The 10,762-nt window shown below is 63.8% G+C and carries 11 protein-coding genes; 2 read left to right on the forward strand and 9 right to left on the reverse strand.

The window, feature by feature from the left end; translation table 11 throughout:
* A partial coding sequence (locus EN984_RS08730) for a phosphotransferase (protein WP_164765411.1) occupies positions 1-609 on the forward strand: 609 nt, incomplete at its 5' end.
* A gap of 27 nt (positions 610-636) precedes the next feature.
* Here EN984_RS08730 and hpaH read toward each other — a convergent pair.
* The 5 genes from hpaH to EN984_RS08760 form a co-directional block, all read right to left on the reverse strand.
* On the reverse strand, positions 637-1,443 hold the full coding sequence (gene hpaH / locus EN984_RS08735) for a 2-oxo-hept-4-ene-1,7-dioate hydratase (RefSeq protein ID WP_127266755.1): 807 nt from the start codon (positions 1,441-1,443) through the stop codon (positions 637-639).
* Positions 1,440-2,312 (reverse strand): fumarylacetoacetate hydrolase family protein, encoded by an 873-nt coding sequence (locus EN984_RS08740; protein WP_127266756.1) that lies wholly within the window; start codon positions 2,310-2,312, stop codon positions 1,440-1,442. Before EN984_RS08740 ends, hpaH begins: the two co-directional genes overlap by 4 nt.
* A 238-nt stretch (positions 2,313-2,550) precedes the next feature.
* Positions 2,551-3,531: a 3,4-dihydroxyphenylacetate 2,3-dioxygenase gene (hpaD, locus tag EN984_RS08750; RefSeq protein ID WP_127266757.1), complete on the reverse strand. Its 981-nt coding sequence runs from the start codon at positions 3,529-3,531 to the stop codon at positions 2,551-2,553.
* Between the two features lie 14 nt (positions 3,532-3,545).
* Entirely contained in the window at positions 3,546-5,063 is a 1,518-nt protein-coding gene (hpaE, locus tag EN984_RS08755; protein ID WP_127266758.1) for a 5-carboxymethyl-2-hydroxymuconate semialdehyde dehydrogenase, read from the reverse strand.
* An 11-nt stretch (positions 5,064-5,074) separates the two neighbouring features.
* Complete coding sequence (locus EN984_RS08760; RefSeq protein WP_127266759.1) at positions 5,075-5,461, reverse strand: 5-carboxymethyl-2-hydroxymuconate Delta-isomerase; 387 nt, start codon at positions 5,459-5,461, stop codon at positions 5,075-5,077.
* A 214-nt stretch (positions 5,462-5,675) separates the two neighbouring features.
* Between EN984_RS08760 and hpaR the strand changes: the two genes are divergently transcribed.
* On the forward strand, positions 5,676-6,071 hold the full coding sequence (hpaR, locus tag EN984_RS08765) for a homoprotocatechuate degradation operon regulator HpaR (protein ID WP_245480046.1): 396 nt from the start codon (positions 5,676-5,678) through the stop codon (positions 6,069-6,071).
* 89 nt (positions 6,072-6,160) lie between these two features.
* Here hpaR and EN984_RS08770 read toward each other — a convergent pair whose 3' ends face one another.
* From EN984_RS08770 to EN984_RS08785, 4 genes are all read right to left on the reverse strand, one after another.
* Entirely contained in the window at positions 6,161-7,276 is a 1,116-nt protein-coding gene (locus EN984_RS08770) for an aminomethyltransferase family protein (protein WP_236383079.1), read from the reverse strand.
* Positions 7,277-7,345: 69 nt separating this feature from the next.
* Entirely contained in the window at positions 7,346-8,122 is a 777-nt protein-coding gene (locus EN984_RS08775; protein WP_127267820.1) for an ABC transporter substrate-binding protein, read from the reverse strand.
* A gap of 125 nt (positions 8,123-8,247) precedes the next feature.
* The gene (locus EN984_RS08780; RefSeq protein ID WP_127267819.1) at positions 8,248-10,005 is read right to left on the reverse strand and encodes a hydantoinase B/oxoprolinase family protein; all 1,758 of its coding nucleotides are present in this window, start codon (positions 10,003-10,005) and stop codon (positions 8,248-8,250) included.
* 1 nt (position 10,006) lies between these two features.
* The coding region (locus EN984_RS08785; protein ID WP_281057269.1) for a hydantoinase/oxoprolinase family protein at positions 10,007-10,762 on the reverse strand (756 nt) is incomplete at its 5' end.

Below are 10,762 nucleotides of genomic sequence, written 5' to 3' on the forward strand. Positions count from 1 at the left end.
AGACAGGTCTTTACCGCGATGGGCCGAACCATCGCCCACATGCACAATGTCACGTCTGCCTGGACGCCGCCCGCCGGCTTTGCCCGCCATGCCTGGGTTTTCAATGGCTTCTTCGGCGCGAACCCGAATTGGGGCCGCTTCGAGACCTCGCCCTTCCTCGACGGCCCTCATCGCGAGCTGGTTTTCCAGGCGCGGGAAAAGGCCGTGAAGGCGCTGTCGGAGCATGAACGCAGCGCCCGCAATTTCGGCATCATCCACGCCGATCTGGTGCGCGAGAATGTGCTCGTCCATGACGGCGCGATCCGCATCATCGACTTCGACGATTGCGGCCATGGCTGGCACATGTACGACCTTGCCGTCGCGCTCTACCAGAACCGCGATGAGGCGATCTATCCGCTGATCGAGGCCGCTTTGCTCGAGGGCTATCGGCAGGAGCGGGCACTGACCGCGCGCGACATCGCCGCGCTGCCGCTGTTTTCGGCGTTGCGTGCCTTTGCTTTCCTCGGTTGGGTGCAGAGCCGCGTCGAAGGCGACATCACCAGGGATGTCGGCCAGCGTATGTCGGCCATCGCAGCCGATGTGGTGATTGCCTATCTGCGTGGCGAATAGGGCCGATCAATAAGAACTGGCGGGTCATCAGCCCTTCGCGAAATGGATGCTGACCGTGCCCGAACTGCCGAAATCGGCGACGATCGTGTCGCCGGGCCGCGCCTCGACCGGGCGCACGAACGATCCAGAGAGCACCACCTCGCCAGCCGCGATCGACATGCCGTAGCGGGCGAGCCTGTCCGCCAGCCAGGCGATGCCCATGGCCGGGTGGTTGAGCACGCCGGCGCCAAGCCCGGTTTCCTCTACCTCGGCGTTGCGCGAGACGATGGCGCCGATCCAGCGCATGTCGGCCTCATCAGGACGTTGCCGCCGGCCGCCGATGACAATGCCGGCATTGGCGGCATTGTCGGAAATCGTGTCGAAGAAGGTGCGCACCTTCTTCGTCTCGGCATTGACGCGCTCGATGCGCGTATCGAGGATTTCCAGCGCCGGTGTGATGTAGTCGGTGGCGTGGAGCACGTCGGAGATGGTCACGCCGGGGCCTTTCAGCGGCGCCTTCATGACGAAGGCGATCTCGGCCTCGACGCGCGGCTGGATGAAGCGGCCGGCCGGCACCGTCGCGCCGTCATGGAAGAACATGTCGTCGAACAGCACGCCCGAATCCGGCGTGTCGATGGCAAGCGCGTACTGCATTGCCTTCGATGTCAGCCCGATCTTCCAGCCCTTCGGCTTCAGCCCGGCATCGATCTTGCGCGCCACCAGCGCCGCTTGCACGCGATAGGCGTCCTCCATCGTCGCATCGGGAAAATCGAGGCTGAGCAGACGGATCTGGCGGCGCGACCGCTCGGCCTCGAACAGCTGTGCCGCGGCGTCCTCCACCTGTTCCGGGGTCATTGCGCTGCCTCGTCGACGACACCGTTTCTGAGCACGCCGATGCCTTCGGCCTCCACCTCGATCACGTCGCCGGGCTTCAGCCAGATCGGCGGCTCGAAGCGGGCGCCAGCACCCGTCGGCGTGCCGGTGACGATGATATCGCCCGGCACCAGCGTGGTGAAGGTCGAGATGTAGTTGATGATCTTGCGGAAGGAAAAAATCATCCGGCTGGTGCGGTCCTGCTGGCGCAACTCGCCATTGACGCGGGTGGTCAGCGCGATGTCGGCGATCTGCGCCTCGTCGCTGAACGGCACCAGCCATGGGCCGATCGAGCCGCTGCGGTCGAAATTCTTGCCTTGCGTGACGTTGAACTTGGCATGGCGCACCCAGTCGCGGATGGTGCCTTCATTGCACAGCGAGAGCGCCGCGATATGGCCGAGCGCGTCGGCCTCGGCAATGCGCCGGCCGGCCTTGCCGATGACGATGACGATCTCGCCCTCATAGTCGAGCTGCGGTGATTCCGGCGGCCGCACCAGCGGCGCGCCATGGCCGACGAAGGAGCGGGGGAAGCGGATGAACAGTGACGGGTTGGAGGGCGCTGCCTGGCCGTCCTTGTACTCCTCGTTGCGGTCGGGGTAGTTGACGCCGACGCAGATGATCTTTTCCGGTGACGGGATCGGGATTTCATAGGCGATGGCGTCGAGCGGAAAATCGGCGGCAAACGCCTCGGCCTCTTCCGCCAGCCGCCGCAAGGCGCCGGCCTCGATCACTTCCCGCAACGTCGGCCATTGGCCGTGGCGCGCCGACAAGTCGACGACACCGTTGCCTGATATCGCGCCATAGCGCACCTTGCCGCCGACGGTGAAGGTGGCGAGCCGTGCGTGGTTCATGCTGCGGCTCCGGCGATGGTGAATATCGGCGAGGTCGGAGCTCTACGACGCCCCCCTCTGTCCTGCCGGACATCTCCCCCTCTTGGGGGGAGATTGGATGTCATCTCTGCCTTCGCCAATTTCCAACGCTGCAAGAGAGGCGCTGACCATGGGCCTGGCCAATCTCCCCCCTTGAGGGGGAGATGTCCGGCAGGACAGAGGGGGGCGTGACGGAACGCTATCATCTCTGAATTCCCGTCTAAGGCGCAATGATCGGCGAAGCCGCCAAATCCGGCTGGCGTGCCTTCGCTCCGGCAAACACACTGCCCTCCTCGAACCAGCTTTTCGGCGCCGGCGCGCCCCACAGCGTCTGGCGTTGCGGGTCCTTGAGGTCCCATTTTATCGGCTCGAGGTCCGGATCGACCGTCTGGTAATCCGAACAGTAAATCTCGATGCGGTGGTTGTCCGGGTCTCTGACATAGAGGAAGAAGGCGTTGGAAATACCGTGCCGGCCGGGGCCGCGTTCGATGTTCGGCAAATAGCCCGTCGTTGCCATCAGATCGAGCAGGTCGATGATGTTGAGCGGCGTCGGCACCCAGAAGGCGACATGGTGCAGGCGCGGCCCGATGCCGTTGGTGAAGGCGATGTCGTGCACGCCGCCCTTGCGGTGCGTCCACGCCGCCCACAGCCTTCCGCTGCTGGCGTCCTCGGTATACTCGGTCACCCGGAAGCCGAGCTCGTTGTAGAAGGCGACGGACTCGTCGACATTGGGCGAGAAGCAGTTGAAGTGGTCAATGCGCAGCGGCTTGACGCCCTTGTACAGCGCATACTTCTGGTGGATCGGCGGCAGCCGCTCCATCTCAGCGTAGAATTCGAGCGGAATGCCGTGCGGATCGCGGGTGCGGAAGGTGCGCGACTGGTAAGGCCGCTCGACCCATTCCACCGGCAGGCCCTTGTCCTTGAAGAAATGCACTGCCTTGTCGAGGTCTTCATCCGAGAAGACCTTGAAGCCAAGGTCGCGCGCTTCTGCCGTGGCCGCCTTCTTCAGCACGATGCAATGGTGCCCACGCTCCTCCAGCGCCCTGAGATAGATGGTGTCCGATGTCTCGTCGGTGACCTGCAGGCCGAGCGTATCGACATAGAAGGCGCGGGATTTGGCGAGGTCGGTGACGGCCAGCTCGACATGGCTGAGGCGCACGATGTTGAAGGCGGGGTAGAGATTGGGCTTGGGCAAGGGCATCTGATTTCCTCCGGTCAGCCGCCGAGTTTCTGGATCGCGTGCGCCGTCGTCGCAAAGGCTATGTTCTTCGTCTCCATGTAGAAGTCGAAGGAATGGTCCCCGCCGTCGCGGCCGATGCCGGAATTCTTGACGCCGCCGAACGGTGTCGGCAAATGGCGCACATTCTCGGAATTGACCCAGATCATGCCGGCATCGAGCGCGTCTGTGAAGCGGAAGGCGCGGGTGACGTCCGAGGTCCAGAGATAGCCGGTCAGGCCGTATTGCGTGTCGTTGGCCAGCGCAAGCGCCTCGGCCTCGTCGTTGAAGGGAATGGCGCTCAGCACCGGCCCGAAAATCTCCTCCTGCGCAATGCGCATGCCGTTGGTGACGTTGGTGAACAGTGTCGGGCCGACATAACAGCCGCCGCCCGGCCCATCGACCTTGCCGCCGCCGACGGCGAGCGTGGCCCCCTCCGACCTGCCGATGTCGATATAGGACAGCACCTTCTTCTCATGCACCGGATGGATGAGCGGGCCGACCACCGTTTTCGGATCGAGCGGATGGCCGACGACGATGCGCTTCGCCCTCTCCGCGATTTTGGCGGTGAAGCTTTCATAGATCGAAGCTTCGACCAGCAGTCGCGACGATGAGGTGCAGCGTTCGCCATTCAGCGAATAGATCATGAATACGGCGGCGTCGGCGGCGCGTTCGAGATCGGCGTCGGCAAAGACGATCACCGGGTTCTTGCCGCCAAGTTCGAAATGCACGCGCTTCAGCGTGTCGGCGCCTTGTTTCATGATCATCGAGCCGGTACGGCTCTCGCCGACAAAGCCGATCGCCTTGATGTCGGGATGCTCGGTCAACGCCTTGCCGGCATCTTCACCCAGGCCGTTGACCAGGTTCCACACACCCTTCGGCAGACCGGCCTCCTCGGCGATCTCGACCAGCAGGCGGGCGGTCAGCGGCGAAAATTCAGCCGGCTTATGAACCACGGTGCAGCCGGCCGCCAGCGCCGGTGCGATCTTCCAGGTCGACAGCATGAACGGCGTGTTCCACGGCGTGATGATGCCGACCGGGCCGATAGGCACCCGCGTGGTGAGGTTGACCTGGCCCGTGGTCCGCAGCGTCTCGCCGTCTCGGGCTTCGGGTGCACGGTCGGCGAAGAAGCGGAAATTCTCGGCACCCCGCAACGCCGCCTTGGCCATGAACTTCAGCGCCTGGCCGGTATCCATGCATTCGACGAAGGCTATCTCCTCGGCACGCGCCTCGATCGCGTCGGCGATTCTGTGCAGCAGCTTCTTGCGCGCTTCGCCCGGCATGGCGGCCCAGGCTGGAAACGCAGCCTTGGCTGCCCTGGCGGCGCGGTCGATGTCGGCGGCTCCGCCGCGCGCGACGCTTGCCAGCGGCTTCAGGTCGACCGGCGACAGCGTTTCGAACGTCGCGCCGTCGAGCGCCGGTACCGCCTCGCCGCCGATCTGGTTCAACACGCCATCGCGCCTGAAGCGGTCCATATAGGCCTCGGCCTTGTTCAGATTGCCTTGCAGGTCGGACATGTCGGGTTCCGTCACTTGCCGCGCAGTCGCGGGTGGATTGCGTTTCTCTTCCAACTCAGCTCCGGGTCGATTTCCCGGATCTCGAGCGACAGGGCGAAATGCGGGGTCTCGAACAGCCCGGCGAGATATTCGCTCACCGCCGCGAAGACGGCTTCGCCGGTCCGCTTCTTCTCATCAGGGCTGCGGCCGGTGCCGATGCGAAACGACATGTCGAGAAAAGCGTTTTCCGGCAGACTGTCGGCCATCGCGTAAGCCTCGGCGCGAAAGGCCCGCACCCGCACGGCGCCGGTCTCGAACAGCCCGGTGTCCAGCACGGTGCGCAACACCAGCGCGCACAATTCGCCCATGTCGACCTTGGCATCGAGATTGGCTGAATACTCGATGGAGAAGTGAGGCACGGCGTTTCCCTGGTCTATTGCTTTTGTTGTAGTTAACGCGTTAATTACATGCAACGCCGACGAAGTCAAGTCTTGCATCGGCCTTGGCGCAACGATACGGGATGGCAGGAACGGGCCCTGGCAGGCGGATTCGGCTGAGGGAAGGCCTGTTTTCGATCGCAAGCGTGGGAGGCTCTTTTTCTTGCTGCCTGAAAACACCCGTCGTTCTCTGCCAATGGCGCTGCTTCATGCCCGCGAAGCGGTGATGGCGCGGTTTCGGCCGATGCTTGCGGCGCATGACGTGACCGAACAGCAATGGCGCGTGCTGCGCGTGCTGAGCGAAGCCGGCCCGGTCGAGGCGACGGAACTCGCCGACCGCGCCTCGGTTTTGCCGCCCAGCCTGACGCGCATCATCAAGGCGCTCGAGGGCCGCAAATTCATCACCGGCAACAAGGCCGAAGGCGACGGCCGACGCGTCGTTCTAACCATTGCGCCCGCCGGTTCCGCCCTGATCGACGCCCTGTCGCCGGAGCGTCGCGTCATTTATGACGACATCGAACAGCGCTTCGGCCACGAAAAGCTCGAGCAGTTGCTCGATCTGCTGGAGACGCTGATCGACGGCGAGAGCTGATCGTTCCGGCTACCGCAGAGGTTTCGACGGTCGCTTGGGTTGACGGCCCCGCATACCTTGAAAATGGCCGAAACACCCGATGGGGTCAGCTAACCTCGCAACCTCGCCCCTTCCGGATCGAAGAACGGTATCGGAGCCACCACCGCACGCGTCGGCTTACCACCGATATCAATGCTCAATTCGGTGCCGACAGCCGTGAAGGGCAGCCGCAGATGCGCGGTGGCCAGCACCTTGCCGAGGGAATAGCCGTGGTCGCTGTAGGTGACGATGCCGGCGTCCTCGCCATCGGCCAGAATCCTGGCATCGGCCGCGGCCGGCTTGTCGCCGTCGAGGATCAGTCCGACCCATTGCTCGTCGAGGCCCTTGTCGCGAACCTTGAGCAAAGCTTCGCGGCCGATGAAATCGCCCTTGTCGAACTTGATCCAGCGGTCGAGGCCGACATGGAACGGGGTGCGGGTCTCGTCCATGTCGATGCCGTGCGCCGGATAGGCCTTTTCCAGGCCCAGCGTGAACATCGCCAGCACGCCATAGGGTTTCAGGCCAAAGTCACGGCCGGTGCGCATCAGCGCGTCCCAGAGAGAGGCCGCCTCGTCGGCCGGCACGAACAGTTCGAAGCCGAGTTCGCCGGTGACGCCGGTGCGCGAGATCAGTACCCGCGTGCCGTTGATATGGCCCGACGTGAACGACCAGCGCTTCAGTCCATCCAGATCGGCATCCGCGATCAACGCTTTCAGCAGTTCGCGCGAGCGCGGACCCTGGATGGTCGGGAAGGCGATGGCCGCCGTGATGTCGGTGACATAGGCCTTGCGGCCCTGAGCGTGATGCTGCAGCCAGGGCAGCATCTTCAGGCGGTTGACCGAGCCGGTCACCAGCATGAAGTGCTCCGGGCCCAACCGAAACACGGTGAGGTCGTCCATGATGCCGCCATCCTCGCGGCAGACCGTGGAATAGCGGACGTGGCCCGGTTTCATGGCAGCGGCATTATTGACGATGACATGGTTGACCAGCGCCTCGGCCTCCGGCCCCTTGATATCCATCTTGCCCATGGTGCTGAGATCCTGCACGCCGACATTCCTGCGGGTGTTCAGGTGCTCGTCGGCAATACCGGAATAAGTTTTGGCCGAGATGAAATCGCCCCCGACACGACCCATGGTCGCGCCCAGCCCGACGATGCTGCTGTAGAAAGGGGAACGCCGCTCAGCCAAGGAAGTCTCCATCGTTCATGAAAAACGGCAGCGCCAGGCAGCGCTGCCGGAAGGCATTTGTTGTCGTTCTCAGCTGCCGTAGACGTCGAAGGAAAAGTATTTGTCGTTGATTTCCTTGTACTTGCCATTGGCGCGCAGCGCGTCGATGGCCGCATTGAGCTTGTCGGCCAACTCCTTGTTGCCCTTCTGCAGGGCGATGCCGACGCCGGGGCCGTGTATGGCCGGATCGGCCGTCAGCGTGCCGAGCAGCTTGCAGCAGGCGCCGTCTGGCTTCTTCAACCACTCGGTCAGGATGATCGAGCCGTCCATCATCGCGTCGAGGCGGCCATTGGCCATGTCGGTGCGGGCATCTTCGCCCGTCGGATAGGCCTTGACCGTCGAGCCTGCATATTTCTGGTCGGCGAATTTCTGGTGGATGGTCGCGGTCTGCACGCCGAGCGCCTTGCCTTTCAGGTCGTCCGGCGAGGAGCCTGATATGGTCGAATCCTTCGGTACGGCGATGGCCGGCGGCGTCTGGTAGTATTTGTGGGTGAACTCGACCTTTTCGGCCCGCTCGGGCGTGATGGTGATGTTGATGATGGCGTCGAACTTGCCGGCCTGCAGCGCCGGGATCGAACCATCGAAATCCTGCACGCTGAACTCGCACTCGGCCTTCATCTGCGCGCACAGCGCCTTCCCCAAGTCGATGTCGAAGCCGCCCAGCGTGCCGTCGGCACTGGCGTAATTGAAGGGCGGATAGGCGCCCTCGGTGCCGATCCTGAGTTTTTTGTCCTGGGCGGAGGCGGCGCCCGTGGCAAGGGTGAGAGCGACGGAAGCTGCAAGCACGAAACGACCGAAAAGACGCATGTTCGAGTTCCCCGTTGAAAGCGGGAAGTCTACGGGCTTTCATGATCCCGGCGGAGACGGAAACGACATGCGCTGCGGCGATCGCGGCGCGGCGAGCGGACCAAGCCCTCACGATTGGTCGTGCGTTAGCCGGCGCGCTGCTTGTTCGTCGCTGTCCGGTCGATGCCGAGTTCGCCTGCCGAGAGGACAACGCCAAATTTTTCGTTGGCTTCCTCGATCGTATAGTAACCCAACGCCACGTCGCGCAGCACCAGATCCGGATCGCGCTGCAGCGGATCGCCGTAGCCGCCACCGCCCGGCGTGCCGACACGCACGCGGTCGCCGGCCTTGAGCGCGATGTCCTGCTCCTTGGACAAATGCGGCGGTACATGTTCCTCGCCGTTGCGGAAGACGGTCACCATGTTGACCGCGCCATCCCTGCCGCCGAGTGCGCCTTGGGGGCCGAAACGGCCGTGATCCATGACGAAAGAAGCACGGGCGTCGCCGCGCAGGATTTCGACCTCATAGGCGAGGCCGAAACCGCCGCGATGCTTGCCGGCGCCGCCTGAACCTTCGCGCAAGGCATAGTGGCGGTAGAGCACCGGGAATGCCTGTTCCATGATCTCGACCGGCGGCGATTTGGAAATGCCGATGGTCGAGCAGCCATTGGTCAGTCCGTCATGGCCTGAATTTCCGCCGTAACCGCCGCCGGAGATCTGGTACATGACGTAATCGCGACCGCGCGCCGGGTCGTTGCCGCCGAGCGCGAAATTGCCGCTGGAGCCGGCGGGCGCCGCCGTCACCTTGTCCGGCAACGCCTGCACCATGGCCGCGAACACCGCTTCCGCGATGCGCTGCGACACTTCAGCCGCGCAGCCCGAGACCGGGCGTGGATATCTGGCGTCGAGGAAAGTGCCTTCCGGCCGCTTGACTTCAAGCGGTTCGAAGGCACCGGCGCTGATCGGCACATCAGGGAAAATGTGACGCATGGCGAGATAGACCGACGACAAGGTCGTCGCCAGCACACTGTTCATCGGCCCGGCGCAGGGCTTTGACGAGCCGGTGAAATCGAAGGTCAGCGTATTGCCCTGTTTCTCCACCGCGAGCGCGATGGTCAGCGGCTCGTTGACCACCCCGTCGGAATCGACAAACGCCTTGGAATGGTAGGTGCCGTCGGGAATGGCTGAGATGTTGGCGCGCATCTGCTCGGCCGCGCGGCGGCGCAGTTCGGCGATCGCCTCGACAACCGTTTCATCACCGTAACGATCCAGGATACCATTGAGCCGGTCCTGGCCGATCAGCAGTGCCGCAGCCTGGGCGCGGATGTCGCCGATGCGCTGGTCGGCAACGCGGATGTTGGAGCAGATGATGGCGTAGATCTCCGGATCGAGCACGCCCTTCTTGAACAGTTTTACGGGCGGCAGTCGCAGGCCTTCCTGCTCCACGGCAGTCGCCGAGGCCGAAAATCCGCCCGGGACCGAGCCGCCAATGTCGGGCCAATGGCCGGTGTTGGACAGCCAGCAGAAAATCTTGCCGTCCCGGTAGACCGGCATGGCGAAGCGCACATCCATCAGATGCGTGCCGCCGAGATAGGGGTCGTTGACGATGTAGATGTCGCCTGGTTCCGGCGGCAGGCAACGGCCGTCGGCGATCATCTCGATCACCGTCCTGGTCGAATATTGCATGACGCCGACGAACACCGGCAGGCCTTGGCTGCCTTGCGCGATCAGCGAACCATCGACGGCGGAATAGATGCCGTCGGAGCGGTCATTGGCCTCGGCGATGACAGGCGAGAAGGCGGCGCGCGAGAAGGTCAGGTCCATCTCGTCGCAGACCTGCTGCAGTGCCGCCTGGAGGACCGAAAGGGTGATGGCGTCGAGCTTTGCCCTATCAAGATTTGGCATCTCAGGCCTCGCCAATGTCGATGATGATGTTGCCGTCGGCGTCGCTGCGTGCGCGGTCGCCGGGTTCGAGCACGGTGGTGGCATCCACCTGTTCGAGGATCGCCGGCCCTTCGATTTCAGCGTCAAGCGGCAGCTTTTCACGCGCGTATACCGGCGTGTCGTGCCATTGGCCGGCGTACCAGACCGGCCGGATTTCGCGCCGCGCCTCGTCGAGCGTTGTTGCGCGCCCGGCCGGGTCGATCAGCCGCGACAGATCGATCGCCGGACGCACGCCAGTGACCGAGGTGTTGAGATTGACGAGGTTGGCGCGGATTTCCGGAAGCTCGACCTTGAAGCGGGCGAAATAGGCCTTTTCGAAAAGCTGCTGCAGCGTTGCCCGCGTCACCGATGAGGACGGCAGCGCCACGTTGATGATGTGGGTCTGGCCGACGAACTGCATGTCGGCGGAGTGGGTGACGCGGATCGTCTCCGGCTTCACCGCTTCCTTGCCGATCAGCTCTTCACCTTCGTTTCGGTGTCGTTCCAATACAGTATGAAGCTGTCTTTCGTCGAGCACCGCCACCGGCTGGTTGATGGTGTTGACGAAGTCATGGCGCAGGTCGGCGACGACGCAGCCGAGTGCGTTGGTGATGCCCGGACGCGCCGGCACCAGCACCTTGGGCAGGCCGAGTTCGCGCGCCAGGGCCGTTGCGTGCAGCGGGCCGGCGCCGCCAAAGGCGAACAGCGCGAAATCACGAGGGTCATGGCCGCGCGACAC

The sequence above is a fragment of the Mesorhizobium sp. M7A.F.Ca.CA.004.12.1.1 genome (assembly GCF_003997835.1).
Classification (GTDB): Bacteria; Pseudomonadota; Alphaproteobacteria; order Rhizobiales; family Rhizobiaceae; genus Mesorhizobium.

Bases quoted from the DNA above. Each gene is read 5' to 3' on its own strand.
- EN984_RS08775 (WP_127267820.1), bottom strand. From the start codon at position 8,122: ATGCGTCTTTTCGGTCGTTTCGTGCTTGCAGCTTCCGTCGCTCTCACC.
- hpaE (WP_127266758.1), bottom strand. From the start codon at position 5,063: ATGTCCGACCTGCAAGGCAATCTGAACAAGGCCGAGGCCTATATGGAC.
- hpaH (WP_127266755.1), bottom strand. From the start codon at position 1,443: ATGACCCCGGAACAGGTGGAGGACGCCGCGGCACAGCTGTTCGAGGCC.
- EN984_RS08780 (WP_127267819.1), bottom strand. From the start codon at position 10,005: ATGCCAAATCTTGATAGGGCAAAGCTCGACGCCATCACCCTTTCGGTC.
- hpaR (WP_245480046.1), top strand. From the start codon at position 5,676: ATGGCGCTGCTTCATGCCCGCGAAGCGGTGATGGCGCGGTTTCGGCCG.
- EN984_RS08740 (WP_127266756.1), bottom strand. From the start codon at position 2,312: ATGAACCACGCACGGCTCGCCACCTTCACCGTCGGCGGCAAGGTGCGC.
- hpaD (WP_127266757.1), bottom strand. From the start codon at position 3,531: ATGCCCTTGCCCAAGCCCAATCTCTACCCCGCCTTCAACATCGTGCGC.